19 protein-coding genes, 3 tRNA genes and 1 pseudogene are annotated in these 19409 nt (G+C 53.1%); 9 read left to right on the forward strand and 14 right to left on the reverse strand.

The genetic code is table 11. The features are described 5' to 3' along the window. Positions 1-32: 32 nt before the first annotated feature. Positions 33-1049, forward strand: a complete 1017-nt coding sequence (gene lplA, locus ABU190_RS15325) for a lipoate--protein ligase LplA (protein ID WP_039078257.1) — start codon at positions 33-35, stop codon at positions 1047-1049. A gap of 55 nt (positions 1050-1104) precedes the next feature. Here the strand turns inward: lplA and ABU190_RS15330 are convergent. The 5 genes and pseudogenes from ABU190_RS15330 to deoC all read right to left on the reverse strand — a co-directional run. Further along, positions 1105-1251: pseudogene (locus ABU190_RS15330) on the reverse strand (transcriptional regulator); the annotation flags it as partial. A gap of 63 nt (positions 1252-1314) precedes the next feature. Beyond that, positions 1315-2037, reverse strand: coding sequence for a purine-nucleoside phosphorylase (gene deoD, locus ABU190_RS15335; protein ID WP_039078256.1), 723 nt, complete (start codon positions 2035-2037; stop codon positions 1315-1317). 87 nt (positions 2038-2124) lie between these two features. Beyond that, positions 2125-3348: a phosphopentomutase gene (gene deoB, locus ABU190_RS15340; RefSeq protein ID WP_071193591.1), complete on the reverse strand. Its 1224-nt coding sequence runs from the start codon at positions 3346-3348 to the stop codon at positions 2125-2127. Between the two features lie 51 nt (positions 3349-3399). Beyond that, positions 3400-4722 carry a thymidine phosphorylase gene (gene deoA / locus ABU190_RS15345; RefSeq protein ID WP_039078254.1) on the reverse strand — a complete coding sequence of 441 codons (1323 nt, stop codon included), beginning with the start codon at positions 4720-4722 and terminating at the stop codon, positions 3400-3402. Positions 4723-4778: 56 nt separating this feature from the next. Continuing rightward, positions 4779-5558 (reverse strand): deoxyribose-phosphate aldolase, encoded by a 780-nt coding sequence (gene deoC / locus ABU190_RS15350; protein WP_354691750.1) that lies wholly within the window; start codon positions 5556-5558, stop codon positions 4779-4781. 252 nt (positions 5559-5810) lie between these two features. On the opposite strand from deoC, the gene ABU190_RS15355 reads away from it, so the two are divergent. Both ABU190_RS15355 and ABU190_RS15360 read left to right on the forward strand, forming a co-directional pair. Then, positions 5811-7376: a YjjI family glycine radical enzyme gene (locus ABU190_RS15355; RefSeq protein ID WP_354691751.1), complete on the forward strand. Its 1566-nt coding sequence runs from the start codon at positions 5811-5813 to the stop codon at positions 7374-7376. A 91-nt stretch (positions 7377-7467) separates the two neighbouring features. Continuing rightward, positions 7468-8322: a YjjW family glycine radical enzyme activase gene (locus ABU190_RS15360; protein ID WP_354691752.1), complete on the forward strand. Its 855-nt coding sequence runs from the start codon at positions 7468-7470 to the stop codon at positions 8320-8322. A 1-nt stretch (position 8323) separates the two neighbouring features. Here the strand turns inward: ABU190_RS15360 and ABU190_RS15365 are convergent, their stop codons facing one another. The 8 genes from ABU190_RS15365 to ABU190_RS15400 all read right to left on the reverse strand — a co-directional run bounded on the left by ABU190_RS15365 (position 8324) and on the right by ABU190_RS15400 (position 14785). Continuing rightward, entirely contained in the window at positions 8324-9103 is a 780-nt protein-coding gene (locus ABU190_RS15365) for a TatD family hydrolase (RefSeq protein ID WP_354691753.1), read from the reverse strand. After that, complete coding sequence (locus tag ABU190_RS15370; RefSeq protein WP_354691754.1) at positions 9100-10176, reverse strand: patatin family protein; 1077 nt, start codon at positions 10174-10176, stop codon at positions 9100-9102. Before ABU190_RS15370 ends, ABU190_RS15365 begins: the two co-directional genes overlap by 4 nt. A 116-nt stretch (positions 10177-10292) precedes the next feature. Then, on the reverse strand, positions 10293-10454 hold the full coding sequence (locus ABU190_RS15375) for a DUF1328 family protein (protein WP_007373037.1): 162 nt from the start codon (positions 10452-10454) through the stop codon (positions 10293-10295). Positions 10455-10582: 128 nt separating this feature from the next. Continuing rightward, positions 10583-11200 carry a molecular chaperone OsmY gene (gene osmY / locus ABU190_RS15380; RefSeq protein ID WP_039078248.1) on the reverse strand — a complete coding sequence of 206 codons (618 nt, stop codon included), beginning with the start codon at positions 11198-11200 and terminating at the stop codon, positions 10583-10585. Between the two features lie 385 nt (positions 11201-11585). Beyond that, on the reverse strand, positions 11586-13175 hold the full coding sequence (gene prfC / locus ABU190_RS15385) for a peptide chain release factor 3 (protein ID WP_039078247.1): 1590 nt from the start codon (positions 13173-13175) through the stop codon (positions 11586-11588). 91 nt (positions 13176-13266) lie between these two features. Next, positions 13267-13944, reverse strand: a complete 678-nt coding sequence (yjjG, locus tag ABU190_RS15390; protein ID WP_071193585.1) for a pyrimidine 5'-nucleotidase — start codon at positions 13942-13944, stop codon at positions 13267-13269. Between the two features lie 18 nt (positions 13945-13962). After that, positions 13963-14403 carry a ribosomal protein S18-alanine N-acetyltransferase gene (gene rimI / locus ABU190_RS15395; RefSeq protein ID WP_039078466.1) on the reverse strand — a complete coding sequence of 147 codons (441 nt, stop codon included), beginning with the start codon at positions 14401-14403 and terminating at the stop codon, positions 13963-13965. After that, positions 14372-14785, reverse strand: coding sequence for a DNA polymerase III subunit psi (locus tag ABU190_RS15400; protein ID WP_354691755.1), 414 nt, complete (start codon positions 14783-14785; stop codon positions 14372-14374). Before ABU190_RS15400 ends, rimI begins: the two co-directional genes overlap by 32 nt. A 555-nt stretch (positions 14786-15340) precedes the next feature. Here ABU190_RS15400 and rsmC point away from each other — a divergent pair. The 4 genes from rsmC to ABU190_RS15420 all read left to right on the forward strand — a co-directional run bounded on the left by rsmC (position 15341) and on the right by ABU190_RS15420 (position 16855). Continuing rightward, positions 15341-16369, forward strand: a complete 1029-nt coding sequence (rsmC, locus tag ABU190_RS15405; RefSeq protein ID WP_079497306.1) for a 16S rRNA (guanine(1207)-N(2))-methyltransferase RsmC — start codon at positions 15341-15343, stop codon at positions 16367-16369. A 168-nt stretch (positions 16370-16537) separates the two neighbouring features. Then, positions 16538-16623: transfer RNA gene (locus ABU190_RS15410), tRNA-Leu, on the forward strand. 28 nt (positions 16624-16651) lie between these two features. Continuing rightward, positions 16652-16737: transfer RNA gene (locus ABU190_RS15415), tRNA-Leu, on the forward strand. Positions 16738-16769: 32 nt separating this feature from the next. Further along, positions 16770-16855, forward strand: a tRNA-Leu gene (locus ABU190_RS15420). 20 nt (positions 16856-16875) lie between these two features. Here the strand turns inward: ABU190_RS15420 and ABU190_RS15425 are convergent. Next, positions 16876-17115 (reverse strand): DUF1435 domain-containing protein, encoded by a 240-nt coding sequence (locus ABU190_RS15425; protein ID WP_110295092.1) that lies wholly within the window; start codon positions 17113-17115, stop codon positions 16876-16878. 252 nt (positions 17116-17367) lie between these two features. Here ABU190_RS15425 and ABU190_RS15430 point away from each other — a divergent pair, with 252 nt between their 5' ends. Together ABU190_RS15430 and fhuF are read left to right on the forward strand one after the other, a co-directional pair. Next, positions 17368-18438: a GGDEF domain-containing protein gene (locus ABU190_RS15430; RefSeq protein WP_354691775.1), complete on the forward strand. Its 1071-nt coding sequence runs from the start codon at positions 17368-17370 to the stop codon at positions 18436-18438. Positions 18439-18542: 104 nt separating this feature from the next. Beyond that, on the forward strand, positions 18543-19334 hold the full coding sequence (gene fhuF / locus ABU190_RS15435; protein WP_354691756.1) for a siderophore-iron reductase FhuF: 792 nt from the start codon (positions 18543-18545) through the stop codon (positions 19332-19334). Positions 19335-19409: the final 75 nt, after the last annotated feature.

Genomic DNA, 19409 nt, shown 5'->3' on the forward strand with positions numbered 1-19409 from the left:
AAACGGCGCTTTTTCAGGAAAGGAAATCTGTCATGTCCACACTGCGTCTGCTTATCTCTGATTCTTATGATCCCTGGTTTAACCTGGCGGTGGAAGAGTGTATTTTCCGTCAGATGCCCGCCACTCAGCGCGTACTTTTTCTCTGGCGTAACGCCGATACGGTAGTTATCGGGCGGGCACAGAACCCGTGGAAAGAGTGCAATACACGGCGCATGGAAGAAGACAATGTGCGTCTGGCGCGGCGCAGTAGCGGCGGCGGCGCGGTATTCCATGATTTAGGCAATACCTGCTTCACCTTTATGGCAGGCAAGCCGGAGTACGACAAAACGATTTCTACCGCGATTGTGTTGCAGGCGCTGAACTCGCTGGGCGTGACGGCAGAAGCGTCCGGGCGTAACGATCTGGTGGTCAAAACGCCGGAGGGCGATCGTAAGGTCTCAGGCTCCGCCTACCGCGAAACCAAAGATCGCGGTTTCCATCACGGCACACTGTTGCTCAATGCTGACCTCAGCCGCCTGGCCAACTATCTCAACCCGGATAAGAAGAAGCTCCAGGCCAAAGGCATTACCTCTGTGCGTGGGCGCGTGGCGAATCTGGTCGATCTGTTGCCGGGGATCAGCCATGAGCGTATCTGCGAGGCGGTGACGGAAGCCTTCTTCGCCCACTACGGTGAGCGCGTGCAAGCCGAGGTGATTTCACCGGATAAGACCCCGGACCTCCCCAATTTCGCGGAAACCTTTGCCCGCCAGAGCAGTTGGGAGTGGAACTTTGGTCAGGCGCCTGCGTTCAGCCACTTGCTGGATGAGCGCTTTAGCTGGGGCGGTGTGGAGCTGCATTTTGACGTGGAGAAAGGGCATATCACCCGCACACAGGTGTTCACCGACAGCCTGAATCCCGCCCCGCTGGAGGCACTGGCGGCACGCCTGCAGGGTTGTTTGTACCGGGCGGATATGCTGGCACAGGAGTGTGATGCGCTCTTAGGTGATTTCCCTGAGCAGGAAAAAGAGCTGCGGGAGCTGTCGGCGTGGATTGCCGGGGCGGTGAGATGACCTTTTTATGCAAGTCGCTGGATAATCGAGGCGGCGAGCGTTAATTTTTCCAGCACCGGGTTGCCCGGGCTTTACCAAACGGCACCACCTCACTATGTGCTGATACAATACGCGAGAACGTGGCCTGGCTGATGGCCAGTGACTGTCGCAATTCAGAGGCAGAACGCGGCCCTTGCAAGAGTAAATCGGTTAAGGCGCTCATGTGCGAATAGATTTATGAATAGATAAAACGGGCAGCATAAAAGCCGCCCGTTTTGAAAAAGGTTTACTCTTTATCGCCCAGCAGAACAGATTCCAGCGCGATTTTGATCATGTCGTTGAACGTGGTCTGACGCTCAGCAGAGGTGGTCTGCTCGTGGGTACGGATATGGTCAGAAACGGTACAGATGGTCAGCGCTTTCGCACCGAACTCTGCGGCAACGCCGTAAATACCGGCCGCTTCCATTTCCACGCCCAGAATGCCGTATTTTTCCATAACGTCGAACATCTCGCCGCCGTCCGGTGCATAGAACAGATCTGCTGAGAAGATGTTACCAACGCGGGCATCTACACCCAGCGCTTTAGCAGCATCAACAGCGTTACGCACCATACCAAAGTCAGCAATTGCTGCAAAATCATGGTCTTTAAAACGCATACGGTTGACTTTAGAGTCCGTGCACGCGCCCATACCGATGACGATATCACGCAGTTTCACGTCCATACGTACCGCGCCGCAGGAGCCCACACGGATGATTTTTTTCACGCCGAAATCGGTGATCAGCTCTTTCGCGTAAATGGAGCAGGATGGGATACCCATACCATGACCCATTACAGAGATTTTGCGGCCTTTATAGGTACCGGTGTAACCCAACATGCCGCGGACGTTGTTCACTTCACGGATATCTTCGAAAAAAGTTTCAGCAATGTGCTTTGCGCGCAGCGGGTCGCCAGGCATCAGCACAACGTCAGCAAAATCACCCATTTCAGCGTTAATGTGAGGAGTAGCCATCTTCAGTTCCTTTTTATTCGTTGTGTTTTCCCCCTCTCCCGCAGGAGAGAGTCGGGTTAAGGGCATCAAACGATGCCCATTCCCAAATCAAAGCATGTTTTTACCGTAGTCCATGGGCGACGTACCGAAGTACGACGCAATGGTCTGGCCGATATCGGCGAAAGTTTCACGGTGACCGAGTGAGCCCGGTTTCACTTTCGGACCGTAGATCAGCACCGGGATGTGCTCGCGGGTATGATCGGTGCCCTGCCAGGTCGGGTCACAGCCGTGGTCAGCGGTCAGGATCAGAATGTCATCTTCCCCCACCAGCTCCATCAGCTCCGGCAAACGACGGTCGAACAACTCCAGACCACTCGCATAACCGGCGACATCGCGACGGTGGCCCCATGATGAGTCGAAATCAACGAAGTTGGTAAAGACGATTGTCTTATCACCCGCGCTTTTCATCTCTTTCACGGTGGCGTCAAACAGCGCATCCAGGCCTGTTGCTTTCACTTTTTTGGTGATACCGCAGTTGGCATAGATATCCGCGATTTTACCCACGGAAACCACCTGACCATCTTTCTCATCGACCAGTTTTTGCAGCACGGTCGCTGACGGCGGCTCAACGGCCAGGTCATGGCGGTTACCGGTGCGCTGGAAGTTACCGGCTTTATCGCCAACGAACGGACGGGCGATCACGCGACCAATGTTGTAACCCCCTTCGGTCAACTCAACGCGTGCGATTTCGCACAGCTCGTAGAGTTTATCCAGACCGAATGTCTCTTCGTGGCAGGCAATCTGGAACACGGAGTCGGCAGAGGTATAGAAAATCGGTTTGCCGGTTTTCATGTGCTCTTCGCCCAGTTGGTCAAGGATGACCGTACCGGAAGAGTGGCAGTTGCCGAGGTAGCCAGGCAGGTTTGCGCGTTCGACCAGTTTATCCAGCAGTTCCTGTGGGAAGCTGTTTTCATGATCGGAGAAATAGCCCCAGTCAAACAGTACCGGTACACCAGCGATTTCCCAGTGGCCAGACGGGGTATCTTTACCGGAAGAGAGCTCATGCGCCCAGGCGTATGCGCCCACCACTTCCGCGTTGCCGTCCATTCCGGCTGCGATTTTACCGGTAGAACCTTCATGTGCTTTCACCAGGCCCAGGCGGGTCAGGTTTGGCAGGTGCAACGGGCCTTTACGACCGTTGTCCGCTTCGCCTTTGGCACAGGCTTCTGCGATGTGACCCATGGTATCGGAACCCACGTCACCAAAACGCTCGGCATCTTCTGTTGCGCCGATGCCGAAGGAGTCCAGCACCATAATAAATGCACGTTTCATATTGTTCTCCGTACGTAGTGCTTAAAAAATAGCGATCAGATCAGTATATCGTTAATCGGTAATGCGTCGCCAGACTGTTGGCGTCTCTTTTGGCGCTTTATCGGCAATCACAATCGCGGCTTTGACCGCATTTGCCGCTTCCTGCCAGCTTGCTTCATCTTTTGCATGGATCACCGCTAACGGACGCTGTCCGTCTATCGCATCACCCAGACGCGCCATATCGGTAAAGCCGACGCTGTAATCGATGGTATCGGACGCCTGACGACGACCACCGCCCATGGAGACCACTGCCATACCCAGCGCGCGGGTGTCCATCTGCGCGATAAACCCTTCGGTATCGGCATACACGGCCTTGCTGAGCGTCGCGGTTGCCAGGTATTTGTCATAGTTTTCGACGAAATCGGTCGGGCCTTTTTGTGCCGCCACCATACGCCCGAAGATTTCTGCCGCTTTGCCGTTATCCAGCACCGCCTGCAATTGTCTGCGCGCTTCGGCGTCATCTTTCGCCAGTTTTCCGGAGACCAGCATTTCTACGCAGAGCGCCATTGTCACATCAAAGAGACGCGGATTGCGGTAATCGCCAGTCAGGAAGCGGACGGCTTCGCGCACTTCAACAGCGTTACCGGCGCTGGAGGCAAGTACCTGGTTCATATCAGTGAGCAGTGCGGTCGTACGCACACCCGCGCCATTCGCCACCCCAACAATCGCCTGCGCCAGTTCCGCAGAAAGTTCTGCCGTCGGCATAAAGGCCCCGCTGCCCACTTTGACGTCCATGACCAGCGCGTCCAGTCCTTCCGCCAGTTTCTTGGCAAGGATCGAGGCGGTGATCAGCGGAATAGAATCGACCGTCGCGGTAATATCACGCGTGGCATAAAAGCGTTTGTCAGCAGGGGCTAAAGAATTCGTTTGTCCGATAATCGCGACGCCCACATCTTTAATGATGTCGCGAAAGCGTTTGTCATCGGGGAAAATATCAAACCCTGGAATGGCTTCCAGTTTGTCGAGCGTACCGCCGGTATGACCAAGCCCGCGCCCGGAAATCATTGGGATATAGCCGCCACAGGCCGCAACCATCGGCCCAAGCATGAGCGAAGTGACATCGCCCACGCCGCCCGTGGAGTGCTTGTCGACGACAGGTCCGTTGAGATTAAGGTGTTTCCAGTCGAGGACAGTCCCTGAGTCTCGCATCGCCATGGTCAGCGAAACGCGCTCCTCAATTGCCATGTCGTGGAAGAAAATGGTCATTGCCAGCGCGGCAATTTGCCCTTCGGACACGGTGTTGTCACGGATCCCATTAATAAAGAAACGAATCTCTTCATCGCTGAGCACGTAGCCATCGCGTTTTTTACGAATTATTTCTTGAGCGAGAAACAAGGTAACCCCCTGAAAATCAAGGTTGGTTGCGGCGGACGCGCCGCCGCAAAGTAGAATTAGTAGCCGCTTGCGCTCTTACCGTCGCCATGGCCCAGTGCTTTGAGCAGGCTTGCCAGCAGGCTGGAAGCACCAAAGCGATAGTGGCGAGAATCTGCCCAGTCAGCACCAAACAGTTCGTCGGCAATCGCGAGGAATTTCTGCGCATCTTCTGCTGAACGCACGCCGCCAGCCGGTTTGAAACCAACGGTTTTCGCCACACCCATATCGCGAATAACTTCCAGCATGATGCGCGCACTTTCCGGTGTGGCATTTACTGGCACTTTACCGGTAGAGGTTTTAATGAAATCAGCCCCCGCTTTGATAGAAATTTCAGACGCTTTACGAATCAGCGCCTCTTCTTTCAATTCGCCGGTTTCGATAATCACTTTCAGCAGAACATTGGCCACTGCACAGGCATCTTTACAGGCCTTAACCAGATCAAAGCCCACTTGTTCATTGCCTGCAATCAGCGCACGGTACGGGAATACCACATCGACTTCATCAGCGCCGTAAGCAATCGCCGCGCGCGTTTCCGCCAGCGCGATCTCAATATCGTCGTTACCGTGCGGGAAGTTAGTGACCGTTGCGATGCGGATATCTGGCGTGCCCTGCTCTTTCAGCGTTTTGCGCGCAATCGGGATAAAACGCGGATAGATACAGATAGCGGCCGTGTTGCCAACCGGGGTTTTCGCCTGATGGCACAGCGCGATCACTTTTTCGTTCGTGTCGTCGTCGTTCAGGGTAGTCAGGTCCATCAGTTTCAACGCGCGCAGGCTGCTTGCAGTTAAATCAGTCATTTCTCTCTCCGTCGGCATAAGCCGGTTAAATACGGGTCTGTTATTATTCTAACATTAACCCACCATCACACTTCGACACTCATCACAGTTAATGAAAACCACATTCATATTTGCAAAACCGTAATGAGACATTCATCAAACTTTTAGCCTTAACATAGCCCCATACCCGGATATTTAGGGGTGTGGATCAAAGGCGGGCTCCGTCCGGTTACTTACACTGGGCCAGATGCTCAAGGAATAAGAGGAACGAATATGTCCACGCCAAATGATTCAGCATACCTGGCTCGTTGCCAGCAGATTGCGACAAGCAGCACCCTGACTCCCGCACAAAAACGCCATTTTCTTGCGCTTGAGGCCGAGAACAGTCTGCCTTATCCCCCACTGGCAAAAGAAGCGCGCGCTGCGCTTGATGAGGGCGCCATTTGCGATATGTTCGAAGGGCATGCGCCCTACAAACCACGCTATGTCTTGCCAGACTATGCGAAATTTCTCGCGAATGGCTCGCAATGGCTGGAACTCGAAGGGGCAACCGATCTCGACGACGCGTTATCGATGCTCACCATCCTTTATCACCATGTTCCGTCAGTCACATCTATGCCCGTCTGGCTGGGCCAACTGGATGCGATACTGCAACCGTATGTTAGAATTCTAACACAAGAAGAGATCGATATTCGAATAAAACGTTTCTGGCGTTATCTGGACAGAACCCTGCCGGATGCGTTTATGCACGCCAATATTGGCCCTGCCGATACGCCAGTTACCCGTGCCATTTTACGCGCTGACGCAGAGCTTAAGCAGGTTGCGCCTAATCTGACCTTTATTTATGACCCGGATATGACGCCGGATGACTTACTGCTTGAAGTGGCAAAAAACATTTGTGAGTGCAGTAAGCCCCATATCGCTAACGGCCCCAAAAATGATAAAATTTTCACAAAAGGTGGCTATGGCGTCGTCAGTTGTTACAACTCGCTGCCGCTCAGCGGCGGTGGCAGTACGCTGGTGCGGCTTAACCTGAAAGCCATCGCCGAACGCAGCAGCAGTATTGAGGATTTCTTCACACGCCAGCTTCCCCACTACTGTCAGCAGCAAATCGCGATCATTGATGCACGCTGCGACTTCCTCTATTCGCAATCCGGCTTTTTCGAGAATAGCTTCCTGGTGGCCGAAGGGCTGATAGACCCGCAACGTTTTGCGCCCATGTTTGGTATGTACGGGCTGGCCGAAGCGGTGAATACCCTCTGCGAACGTGCAGGGCTCAGCGTCCGCTACGGAAAAAATGAAGAAGCCAACGCGCTGGGTTACAGAATCAGCGAACAACTGGCGACATTTGTCGCTAACACGCCGGTAAAACATGGCTGGAATAACAGAGCGATGTTGCACGCGCAATCGGGAATCAGTTCTGATACGGACACCACGCCGGGGGCGCGTTTACCCTACGGCGATGAGCCGGATCCCATTACCCACCTGCTGACGGTTGCCCCACATCATGTCTGGTACACGGCGGGTATCAGCGACATTCTGACCCTCGATGAGACCGTCAAACGCAATCCGCAGGCCGTCGTGCAACTCTGCCTCGGCGCCTTTAAAGCCGGTATGCGTGAGTTCACCGCCAATGTCAGCGGCAACGATCTGGTACGCGTAACAGGTTATATGGTGCGCCTGTCGGACCTGGGAAAATTCCGTGCCGAGGGGTCACGCACCAACACGACCTGGCTTGGAGAGGAAGCCGCCCGAAATACCCACATCCTTGAAAGACAACCGCGCGTGGTCAGCCATGAACAGCAGATGCGCTTCAACACGCAACGTGATTCAGATTGAATCAAGGCACCATGATGGAGAAGCCTGAGCGTACCAATACAGGATGCGCTCAGGCTTCGAAGGGACAGCTAACAAGGAGACAGCACGAAGGATGAAATGTTTAGTCAGTAAGATTATCCCGTTCTCCTGCGTCGATGGGCCAGGCAGTCGTCTGGCGCTGTTCTTACAGGGCTGTAATTTGAACTGTAAAAATTGCCACAATCCGTGGACGATCGGACGCTGCAACCATTGTGCACAATGTGTTTCCGCCTGCCCGCATAACGCATTAACACTGGTTGATGGACGGGTTAACTGGGATGCCAGCACCTGCCAGCAGTGCGATACCTGTTTACATCTCTGTCCACAGCAGTCCACACCTATGGCGCAAACGCTCAGTGTAGAAGAGGTGCTGGCCCACGTCCGCAAAGCGGCAATGTTTATCGAAGGGATCACCGTCAGCGGCGGCGAGGCAACAACACAGTTACCGTTTCTGGTTGCGCTGTTCAGTGCGCTCAAAGCGACGCCGTCGCTTCAACACTTGTCCTGTCTGGTCGACAGCAACGGTCTGCTTAGCGAAACGGGTTGGCACAGACTTCTGCCTGTCTGTGACGGGGCGATGATCGATCTCAAAGCCTGGGGTAGCGACCATCATCGATTTCTGACCGGGCGCGATAATGCGCAGATAAAGGCCAGCATCCGTCTTCTGGCGGCGCATCAGCGGCTGGCGGAGTTACGTTTATTGGTCATCCCCGACCAGTGTGATTACCTGCAACACATTGATGAGTTGTGCGAATTTATCGGCGAGTTAGGCGATGTGCCGGTGCGTATTAACGCCTTTCAAACCCATGGCGTGTATGGCGAAGCAAAACAGTGGCGTAGCGCCACCGCCGGGGATGTGGAACCGCTGGCGCAGGCGCTGACTGCCCGAGGCGTGAACACCGTGATCCTTCCGGCGTTGTACCTGTAAATCAGCTTAACGAAAACGTGGCGTGGGTATTGTCGAACAGCGCCTGAGCAATCACGTCTGGCGCTTCCGGGCGTAATTCACAGAGGGTGTCAAAGACCCGAGCCGCCTGTTCCGGGCGATTAGGCTGGCCCTGAAAACCGTTTAATGGCATATCCGGGGCATCGGTTTCCAGCAACAGAGCGTTTAGCGGCAAATGCGCCATCACTTCGCGGGTCTTGCTGGCGCGCGGGTAAGTAATGGTACCGCCAACGCCAATTTTATATCCCAGGCTGATAAAACGTTCCGCCTGCTGCAGGCTACCGGCAAAGCCATGTACCACCCCCGTTCGCGGCAGGTCATGGCGTTTAAGGTGCATCGCCAGCTTGTCGTGCGTACGGCGCGAATGCAGGATCACCGGCAGATCAAAGCGCTTTGCCAGCTTAAGCTGCGCATCCAGCACCGCCTGCTGACGTTCAAACTGCGGATCATCACGATACAGATCCAGACCAATTTCGCCAATCGCCACCACCTTCTGCGGACGGGTTGCGAGCAGTTGCTCAAGGCGCTCCAGGCAGCTCGCCGTATGCTCTTCAATAATGATCGGATGCAGCCCCAGCGCGGCATAGAGCGCCGGATAATCCCCGGCAAGTTTGATAACGCGGGCAAAGTACTGTGAGCCAATCGCCGGGACGATAATCCGTTCGACCCCAACGGCGCTGGCGCGGGTAATACTGTTCGATTCATCATCCTGGAAGGGGGGAAAATCGAAGTGACAGTGAGTATCGATAAAGCGGAACGTCACGCAGTATCCTCGTTATTAAAAGGCAAATCGTTGGCCTGAACCGCGCTGACAAGCGGCGTATCGACCGCATCGTTGGCGACGGCGGCTGGCGGCACCACGATGGTGGCAGATGTCGTGGCCACGCGCGGCGCATGGCGAAGTAATGGCGGCTTTTCTGCCAACAGCTTACCCACCGTCGCCAGGAAATAACGCCCGCAGAGTCTTCCCAGTTTGTAATCATCCCGCAACGCAGGTAAACGACTTCCCAGCGCCATGCTGTGCAGAAGCTTCGGCGGGTAGATTTCAAAAATACGCAACTTACCGGGCGGTGCTTCGATAAATTTCTGCGTCGCCGAATAGGTCTTCTCGTGATGCTGAACGAGATTAACGAAAGGCTGTAAGCTGCTTTCCCCCAGCCAGCGTTCCATTCGCTTAAACCATTGAGGGGTGTAATACATTTGCGAGGGCACGGTGCGGATAACCACAATGGTCTTCGCCCCGCGTTTCGCCGCTTCCTGAACAGGTATAGCGTCGCTGACGCCGCCATCAAGGTAATTGACGCCGTTAAGGGTAACGCCCGGACGATAGAACCCGGGAATAGCGCTGGATGCCCGAATGATATCGAGCCAGGAACGACTGTCGGGGGAGAAGTATTCCGGCGTGTAGTCATCCTGACGGCAGGCGCACATATAGAAGGCTTTGCCTGTATCGAAGGCACGCGCGGCGTAGTCCATCGCCAGCGGCATCTGACTTGAGGTAGAAGAAATAAGCCAGTCCAGATCGATCAGGTTGCCGCCACGCACGAAACGCACGGGATCAAAGAAATCGCGAGTGGTTGTGTAGCGCATAATGACCTTACGCGCATAACCGGGCTGATTACACAGGTATGCCGACAGGTTTTGCGCCCCAGCGGAGGTGCCAAGAAAAAGGTCAAAGGGGTTAAAGTCAGCGCGCATGAATTCATCCAGTACGCCGGCCGTAAAAATGCCCCGCTGACCGCCACCCTCACATACCAGAGCGAGTCGGCCTGGGCGAAATGGCGTTAACGCCAATGGCGCAATGTTGCCAAGCGTTACCGGAATATATTGCCCCACCCTGCTTTCCTTTCGATGTTAGGTTTTAACAAAGTAACGCAATTTTCCCCTTGTAGAAACAATGAAAGCCAGTCACGAGGACTGGCTTGATGATTCGTTTAAGAGGGTAGCTCGCGCTACGGGCGTCTGCGGCCCATAAACAGGCTGACGAGGAACAGAATGATACCGACGATAAAGACAATTTTCGCGGCACCCGCTGCCGTACCTGCCAGACCACCAAAGCCCAGAGCGGCGGCAATTAACGCGATAACCAGAAATATAATGCCCCAACGAAACATAAGACTCTCCTTAACCATAGTTAATGTCGACCGCTAATGTGAGCGCTCAGGATGCTCACTGGCGATATTTTCCAGGTGCGTTCTACTGACTCCCGGCAAAGCGCCGGGATTGCACATTTCAGGAATCGTTACTTAGCTTTCAGATCGTTTTTCACACTTTTGACGCCATCTACCGCTTTAGCGATACTTTCGGCCCGCTCAATTTGCGCCTGTGAATCTACGGTACCGGATAGCTGTACCACGCCATCAGTCGTTTCAACTTTCACCTTACGGGAAGGAACGATGTCGTCGGCCAGCAATTTTGCTTTGATTTCACTGGTAGTCGCGGTGTCGCCGGCATAGCCTTTCGCAGAGGTGTTTTTACCATCACGAACATGGAGTTTGTCGCTTACTGACGCAACGCCTTCCACCCCTTTCGCGACGGTTACCGCCTGTTCTGCCTGTGCCTGGCTTTCAACGAAGCCACTTAACGTCACCACTTTTTTCTCAGTTTTTACGGAGATATCGGTACTCTTGATATCTTCGTGATCGACCAGCGCTGCTTTGACTTTCGCCGTAATCGCGCTGTCATCCATGAAATTACCGACTTTATTCATAGAGCTATCGATTTTTTGCCCTGCGTTGTCGGCCGCGTTTTGCGCCTTATTGGTCGTCGTGTTTTCCGCCATTACGGAACCACTTGCCAGGGTAGAACCCAGCACGACAGCCAGCAGAGTTTTCGAAATCTTCAGTCTTGTCATCGTCATCGATCTATATCCTGTTGGTTTGCCCACAATTTGGGCGGTAAGCAGCAATGAAGGCCGCTTTTCCTGCTGTGGTGAATCACCAGTCTGACAAATCAATAAGTTAGGTTATTAACGCTAACTCATTAGACTTAAGTCAGTAATTAATATTATGTAATGCATATTTTTCTGAACAAAAAACCGCTAAACACGCATTGAATAGGATTTATATCCAGTCAAAATGTCATTACTTTGTTAAATATAGAACACAATCGCAGAAACGCTTGCGAAAGCGGTTAAAAAGTGACCAGAGAAGAGGGAAATGCGGCTATTTAAGAACTTTCCGCAAGGGGCTAAAAAGACAGGTAAAGTGACGGAGCACGGCGTCTGCCTCGCTCCGTAGAGGAGATTAGTGTTCGCGGGTCTGGTGGAACTGAACGTCAGGGTAACGCTCACGCGCCAGATTCAGGTTAACCATCGTTGGGGCAATGTATGTCAGGTTATCGCCGCCATCGAGCGCCAGTTGTACTTCGTTTTTGCGTTTGAACTCTTCAAATTTCTTCACATCGCTGCACTCCACCCAACGGGCGGTAGCGACGTTAACGGACTCATAGACCGCTTCCACGTTGTATTCGCTCTTAAGACGCGAAACGACAACGTCGAACTGCAGCACGCCGACTGCACCGACGATCAGATCGTTGTTAGCGATGGGACGGAAGACCTGAACCGCACCTTCTTCTGACAACTGAACCAACCCTTTGAGCAGTTGTTTCTGCTTCAACGGATCTTTCAGACGAATACGGCGGAACAGTTCCGGCGCGAAGTTCGGAATACCGGTGAACTTCATCATTTCACCCTGCGTGAAGGTGTCGCCAATCTGGATGGTGCCGTGGTTGTGCAGACCAATGATATCGCCCGGATAAGCCTCTTCAACGTGCGAGCGATCGCCTGCCATAAAGGTTAACGCATCAGAGATCACCACATCTTTGCCAAGTCGTACCTGGCGAAGCTTCATGCCCTTTTCATATTTACCCGATACCACGCGCAGGAAGGCCACGCGGTCGCGGTGTTTCGGGTCCATGTTGGCCTGAATTTTAAAGACGAAGCCGGAGAATTTCTCTTCCGCCGCTTCCACTTCACGCGTGTCGGTCGCGCGCGGCATCGGCGCAGGGGCCCATTCCACCAGGCCATCCAGCATATGGTCAACGCCAAAGTTACCCAGCGCGGTACCAAAGAAGACCGGCGTGATTTCACCTGCCAGGAACAGGTCTTTATCAAACTCGTTAGAGGCGCCCTGAACCAGTTCCAGTTCATCGCGCAGTTGCTGCGCCAGATCTTCACCGACAGCGGCGTCAAGATCCGGGTTATTCAGCCCTTTAACGATGCGGACTTCCTGGATCGTATGGCCTTTACCGGTCTGGTAGAGATAGGTTTCATCTTTATAGAGGTGGTAAACGCCTTTGAACAACTTACCGCAGCCAATCGGCCAGGTAATCGGCGCACAGCCGATTTTCAGCTCGTTTTCCACTTCATCCAGCAGCTCCATCGGGTCACGGATGTCACGGTCGAGTTTGTTCATAAAGGTGATGATAGGCGTATCGCGCAGACGGGTAACTTCCATCAGCTTGCGGGTCCTGTCCTCAACGCCTTTTGCGGCATCAATAACCATCAGACAGCAGTCAACCGCCGTCAGCGTACGATAGGTATCTTCGGAGAAGTCTTCGTGCCCGGGGGTATCGAGCAGATTGACCAGACAGTGATGGTAAGGGAACTGCATCACAGAGGTGGTAATAGAAATACCACGCTGCTTTTCCATCTCCATCCAGTCAGATTTTGCATGCTGGTTAGAGCCGCGACCTTTAACCGTACCGGCAGTCTGGATAGCCTGTCCGAACAACAACACTTTTTCAGTGATCGTGGTTTTACCGGCATCGGGGTGCGAGATGATGGCGAACGTGCGTCGCTTCGACACCTCTTGTAAATAAGGAGACAACGTCATAGTAAAATTCTTCTGTGAAAATGCGCGGCCTCGGCCACGCTATGAAATTCGAAAAATGCGGCTATTGTACTCAACGGCTGAGTGCAGACAATTAATGTTTACACAGGAGTTGCTCCAGTTCGGTTAACGATGTCACGGTCCAGGTCGGGTTGATCCCCTCGGGCAACGCGCGACCGTTAGCGTTCAGCCAGCAGGTGGAAAGCCCCGCATTAATGCCGCCCAGGATATCCGATTCAGCGGTATCGCCAACCATCAACACCCGCGAGCGGTCCGGGTTTTGTGCCTGTTCCAGCGCGTAGTCGAAAATGCGCGGATCGGGTTTCGCCACACCGACCTGCTCAGAAATCACCAACAAATCAAAGTAGTCGCGAAAACCGGTACGTTCCAGACGCGTCTGCTGCAATGCGGTAAAACCGTTGGTGATAATGCCAAGCTTCACTTTCCCTTTTAACGCCGACAGGAGCGAAACCGCCCCCGGCAAAGGTGCGCAAATCTCTGCCATCGCATTGAGAAACGCGTTGTTCAGGTCGCCTGGCGCAACGCGCAGACGCTCCGCCCATCCCTGAAAGCGCTGATGCTGTAATTGTAGTGCGGTGATGGCACCGTTCTGATATTCCACCCACAACGGTTTGTTAATGGCCTGATAATCTTTAAAATCCTCGGCAGTAAATGTCACGCTGTAATCCAGAAACATTCGCTGCAGGCCACCAAACGAATCAAAGGTAAACAGCGTTTCGTCGGCGTCAAAAAAGATCCAGTCCCATTTCATTACATCACCTTTCATTTATTAAATTGGCAGCGCCATGATGATGGCGTCTTCACGTCCTTGCGCTGTGGGGTAATAGTTGCGGCGAATTGTCGCCTCATTAAACCCCAGGCTTTCATATAACGCGATGGCAGCGGTATTGGAGGCCCGCACTTCCAGCCACAGCGTCAACACGCCACGTTTTTCCAGTTCGCCGATCAGATGCTCGAGCAACTGGCGACCCAGCCCCTTACGTTGCCAGGCGGGATCGACGGCAATATTAAAGAGGGTGGCTTCATCCAGCACTACCTGAGTAATGGCGAAAGCCGCCATCACATCACCCACCAGTAAACGGTAATTAAGGTAGCGCTCGCCCTGGTTACTGGCGAAGGTCTTCTCACTCCAGGGAAACGCGTGCGCCCGGGTTTCGATCTCGTATGCGCGGGCTAAATCAGTCGTCGTGAGGGAAGAAATCGTGTTCATAATTGCAAATTTGTCGCCATAGCGCGGCGCGTGCCGCAGGGTTGCCCCGTAGTTCATCGAGGCCAGGCGTCGTTACCTGCACCCCCTTGAGCGAGAGGGGCGCGTCAATGCCCAGCCGCCAACTGTTGCAAGTACTGTCCGGCGGTAACATCTCTACCCTGTCCGGGGTGAGCTGTAAAACCTGATCCGGACTGACGGCAAGCGCACGCAGCACATCGCCAACAAGCGGCTCAGTCAATGCAGGAAGATCAGGAGCTACCATCACTAACCGGATGTGCGCGGGTAGAGAAATTGCGATTTCCCCTTGCAGCGCCGTTGGACGGCGCAGGGACCACTGGGTGATGCCCAGTTGCTGTAATTGCCAGTCGCGTCGGGAAGTCATAGCGAAACACTCCTGTCTGTCAGGCGCGCAAATATAACAAACCCGACGAATTTTCGCCATCTGGTCTCTGCTCTCTCTGTCTGTATTAAAGGTATTAATAGGGTGTAGACGCTGCCAACAAAGAGGCAGCGCGAAGGATAACGTTGTCATACACAAAATCATTCATGATGCGTCGAGGCGGCAAGGATGAGTATCCCCGGGAGCTTACACAAGTAAGTGACCGGGGTACGAAGACGCTGCCAACAAAGAGGCAGCGTGAAGGATAACGTTGTCATACACACAATCATTCATGATGCGTCGAGGCGGCAAGGATGAGTATCCCCGGGAGCTTACATAAGTAAGTGACCGGTGTATGAAGACGCTGCCAACAAAGAGGCAGCGTGAAGGATAACGTTGTCATACACACAATCATTCATGATGCGTCGAGGCGGCAAGGATGAGTATCCCCGGGAGCTTACATAAGTAAGTGACCGGTGTATGAAGACGCTGCCAACAAAGAGGCAGCGTGAAGGATAACGTGTATAATCCCCGCCTAAGTTTAATGAGGAACCATTCATGTCTGCTTTAACTCCGGCAAGTGAAGTCTTGCTGCGCCACAGTGACGATTTCGAACAGAGCCGCATTCTTTTTGCCGGTGATTTACAGGATGACCTGCCTGCAAGGCTGGAGTCGGTTGAAAGCCGCGCCTGGACTCAACAGTACCATCAGTGGCAGACACTCAGCCGTCAGATGGGTGACAAGGCCGTTTTCGGGCTTACGCTTGACAAGGCTGCCACTGGCGAGAGCGATACACTGATTTACTACTGGCCGAAGAATAAGCCGGAAGCACAGTTTCAGTTAATGAATCTGCTGTCGCTGCTGCCGGTTGGCACGGATATTTTTGTTGTTGGCGAAAACCGCAGCGGCGTTCGCAGTGCGGAACAAATGCTGGCGGAGTTTGCGCCGCTGAACAAAGTCGACAGTGCGCGTCGCTGCGGGCTTTATCATGGACGTCTGGAAAAACAACCAACGTTTGATGCTCAGGCATTCTGGGATGAATATCACCTGGACGGGTTGTCTATTAAAACGCTGCCGGGCGTCTTTAGCCGCGACGGTCTGGATGTGGGTAGCCAGTTGTTGCTCTCTACGCTGACACCGCATACTAAGGGCAAGGTACTGGATGTGGGCTGTGGCGCGGGCGTACTGGCAGCCGTACTGGCCAGCCACTCGCCGAAAGTACGTCTGACCCTGTGCGATGTCTCGGCGCCGGCTATTGAAGCCAGCCGAGCAACCCTCGCGGCGAATGGCTTTGAAGGTGACGTTTTTGCCAGCAATGTCTTCTCTGAGGTGACGGGCCGTTTCGATATGATCATCTCAAATCCGCCTTTCCACGATGGCCTGCAAACCAGCCTGGAAGCCGCGCAAACGCTGATTCGCGGCGCGGTGCGTCATCTGAACAGTGGCGGCGAGCTGCGTATCGTCGCTAACGCCTTCCTGCCCTACCCGGCGGTGCTGGACGAAACCTTTGGTTTCCACGAAGTGATCGCGCAAACAGGGCGTTTTAAAGTCTACCGTACCGTGATGACTCGTCAGGCAAAACGCTGATCTTTTCCTGCCCGGTAGCATTTCGTTACCGGGTAATTCCGCAGCAAATTCCAGGTGTTGGTTTTTAAAGCAGTTATAAAATCGACACGCAATTAACTATTGACGAAACCTGGAAAACATCTAGAATGCGCCTCCGTGGTAACGATACTTATTGGGTATCGATGGTATGCGAAGGTGGCGGAATTGGTAGACGCGCTAGCTTCAGGTGTTAGTGTCCTTTGGATGTGGGGGTTCGAGTCCCCCCCCTCGCACCATAATCCACGTTGATATTGCTCTCACCGGGCGAAGGTGGCGGAATTGGTAGACGCGCTAGCTTCAGGTGTTAGTGTCCTTTGGATGTGGGGGTTCGAGTCCCCCCCCTCGCACCAACGAGGCGATATCAAAACAGTAAGATAGATGTGCGAAGGTGGCGGAATTGGTAGACGCGCTAGCTTCAGGTGTTAGTGTCCTTAGGATGTGGGGGTTCGAGTCCCCCCCCTCGCACCAAATATCTTATGACCTCCCTGTTACATCATCAGCTTCAAATTCAGCATCACCAGCATTATCCCCCCGACAAGCGCAATCCCTGACGGCAGTAAAACAAAATGACGTAATCTTTTGTGATAAAGCATCACGGACGTTAGCAACAAGCCAATGACAATCACCGAGCGCCAGGCACCCACGGAAAGATCCGCAAAGGCCATCACCGCGACGATAACCCCTGACAACAAGATAGCCCATCCACTACCCAGTGCGCGTTGCAACATACTTTAGACTCTCACAACGATAATGATAACCAATATCATATGATAGGTTTTCTCATTTGTCAGCATACCTTAGCGAATCGGTATGAACTTTACGCATCTTCTGGTGACAGGGATTCACGAAGGTGATAAATTAAGCACCACTTAATTAAATCTAAAAAATTGCTTTTTTCGCGGTAATCTTTCTTCGCGTTATTTTTCAGTTTGGCAACCAGTTCAATTATACATTGCAGATTAATAACGACTTTTTTAAATATGACACCACACTCCTGGCAATCCCTTTGTAACAAGAAATATCGCTTATCCGTGCGACTCTTCTTGCTACTTAATACCATCTCGGCTCTTTTTTCTATCGCACTGCCACTTTATAACCTGCATGCGTTCACATTGCCCGTATGCCTGATCCTGGGCTCAAGCCTTGCTGGCTTGGTCGGTCACTGGAAATTTCCAAAAAAGAAAATAAACATTACGCTGATCTCGTTTTTATTTGGCTGTATGTGGGCGTGGGATATCATTATTAAATCCGCAGCATTAGGAGATAATGGTTCAACCTATCTACTTATCGCCCTATTAAGTGTTTTATTTATTGGCTCGCTCGCTTTCTCTAATAATATCATTGCATTTATGTTGCACTCTTTACCTGCTTTCATGGGGTGCGTCTTGTTAAGCAGCGGTGAAATAACATTGCGGATTGTCTACGCTTTTGCGCTGCCCATGATCGGGATTGCTATTCAGCATGTGATTCAAAAGCGTAACGACAACTTCTCACAGGCTTTGATGTATCGCCTGATGCAGGAGCGCAAAACGTTGAACGATTTAAGTATGCTGGATCCGCTTACGGGGCTCTACAACCGACGTGGTCTGCAAAACAAGCTCGATAATCTGCTGGCGCTCGATGACGGTACGCGTTTTGTGCTACTGCTTGATATCGACCACTTCAAAGCCTACAACGATCACTACGGTCATATGATGGGTGATCAGGCGTTAATTCGCGTTTCTGCCGCCATTCGTAATGCCGTCCGATCCCGAGATATTGTCGCCCGCTTTGGTGGCGAAGAGTTCCTGATCTTATTAAACAGCGTTGATCTGGAACGTGCTCGTGTTGCAGCGGAACGGATTCGTCAGCATGTTTACGACCTGAAAATCCCCCATATGTTTAATGAGAGTGTCGCGACCAACGTCACTGTGAGCATTGGCATTGCCCCGCTGGAAGATGGCGACATTGAGGGCGCACTCGATAAAGCAGACAAAGCACTGTACGAAGCCAAACACCAGGGACGGAACAGTATTCTCGTCAGCAGCGACTTACAGGTCCAGGTCGCATAATTCGGCCTGTCCAGGCTGACTTTACGATAAACATCTTGCTATAGGCCTGGCCTCTGGATAGGATTGGAAATCATTATCATTTAGATTTCTATCTTTCTGACACTATGGCTTATCGTTACGCACCCGTTAATGAATTTGTGATCCGTCAGGCGAGGCTTTTTACTGAGAGCGACACCCTGGCGAATGAGGTGCGCGATGTCCTTGCTCGCCTGCGCCCTCATCTTCTCGATTTCATCAAGCTGAACGAACTTCCGCCACAACAGGCGCTAACGCTGGCGGAATGGGCGCGACCAGATCATCTGCACTCACTGCGGACAACTTACACAAACCATATCTACCAAAAGCAGCCGACACTGCCGTATGAAGGCAAACCGCTTCTGTCATTATGGGCGCAGTGGTACCTCGGCCTGATGGTGCCGCCGCTGCTGGTAGCCTTATTAACGCAAAACATTGCGCTGGACCTTTCCCCGGAGCATCTGCATGTCGAGTTTCATGAAACTGGCCGTGCCGCCTGCTTCTGGATGGATGTAGAGCGGGATGAGGCTCTGACGGCGCAGGGTGACATCCCGCGTATTGAGGCATTAATCGTTCGGGCGATGGCCCCCGTCGTAGCGGCACTGGAAGCGACTGGCGAGATCAACGGTAAGCTTATCTGGAGCAATACGGGTTATCTGATTAACTGGTGTCTGGGGGAAATGAAGCCTTTGCTGGGCGATGAACGGGTCACCGCGCTGCGCCAGTTCTGCTTCTTCGAAAAGAAGCTTTCGAGCGGTAACGACAACCCTCTATGGCGGACTGTCGTCACCCGTGATGGTGCGCTGGTCAGACGTACTTGCTGCCAGCGATATCGCTTGCCGGATGTCCAGCAATGCGGAGACTGCACACTAAAAAAATAGCGTCATGTGACCAGATACCCTCACGCTTGTGAAGTTGTGCGGCTTGATGCTCTCACCCCGCCCTCTGCCACAGAG

It is taken from the genome of Phytobacter sp. RSE-02, assembly GCF_040578655.1.
Lineage (GTDB): Bacteria > Pseudomonadota > Gammaproteobacteria > Enterobacterales > Enterobacteriaceae > Phytobacter > Phytobacter diazotrophicus.

What these genes read in the sequence shown, in the direction of transcription:
- deoD (WP_039078256.1), bottom strand. Translation starts at nt 2,037, where the DNA reads ATGGCTACTCCTCACATTAACGCTGAAATGGGTGATTTTGCTGACGTT.
- yjjG (WP_071193585.1), bottom strand. Translation starts at nt 13,944, where the DNA reads ATGAAATGGGACTGGATCTTTTTTGACGCCGACGAAACGCTGTTTACC.
- ABU190_RS15355 (WP_354691751.1), top strand. Translation starts at nt 5,811, where the DNA reads ATGTCCACGCCAAATGATTCAGCATACCTGGCTCGTTGCCAGCAGATT.
- ABU190_RS15375 (WP_007373037.1), bottom strand. Translation starts at nt 10,454, where the DNA reads ATGTTTCGTTGGGGCATTATATTTCTGGTTATCGCGTTAATTGCCGCC.
- deoB (WP_071193591.1), bottom strand. Translation starts at nt 3,348, where the DNA reads ATGAAACGTGCATTTATTATGGTGCTGGACTCCTTCGGCATCGGCGCA.
- ABU190_RS15360 (WP_354691752.1), top strand. Translation starts at nt 7,468, where the DNA reads ATGAAATGTTTAGTCAGTAAGATTATCCCGTTCTCCTGCGTCGATGGG.
- osmY (WP_039078248.1), bottom strand. Translation starts at nt 11,200, where the DNA reads ATGACGATGACAAGACTGAAGATTTCGAAAACTCTGCTGGCTGTCGTG.
- ABU190_RS15430 (WP_354691775.1), top strand. Translation starts at nt 17,368, where the DNA reads ATGACACCACACTCCTGGCAATCCCTTTGTAACAAGAAATATCGCTTA.
- ABU190_RS15425 (WP_110295092.1), bottom strand. Translation starts at nt 17,115, where the DNA reads ATGTTGCAACGCGCACTGGGTAGTGGATGGGCTATCTTGTTGTCAGGG.
- deoC (WP_354691750.1), bottom strand. Translation starts at nt 5,558, where the DNA reads ATGACTGATTTAACTGCAAGCAGCCTGCGCGCGTTGAAACTGATGGAC.
- fhuF (WP_354691756.1), top strand. Translation starts at nt 18,543, where the DNA reads ATGGCTTATCGTTACGCACCCGTTAATGAATTTGTGATCCGTCAGGCG.
- lplA (WP_039078257.1), top strand. Translation starts at nt 33, where the DNA reads ATGTCCACACTGCGTCTGCTTATCTCTGATTCTTATGATCCCTGGTTT.
- rimI (WP_039078466.1), bottom strand. Translation starts at nt 14,403, where the DNA reads ATGAACACGATTTCTTCCCTCACGACGACTGATTTAGCCCGCGCATAC.
- prfC (WP_039078247.1), bottom strand. Translation starts at nt 13,175, where the DNA reads ATGACGTTGTCTCCTTATTTACAAGAGGTGTCGAAGCGACGCACGTTC.
- ABU190_RS15400 (WP_354691755.1), bottom strand. Translation starts at nt 14,785, where the DNA reads ATGACTTCCCGACGCGACTGGCAATTACAGCAACTGGGCATCACCCAG.
- rsmC (WP_079497306.1), top strand. Translation starts at nt 15,341, where the DNA reads ATGTCTGCTTTAACTCCGGCAAGTGAAGTCTTGCTGCGCCACAGTGAC.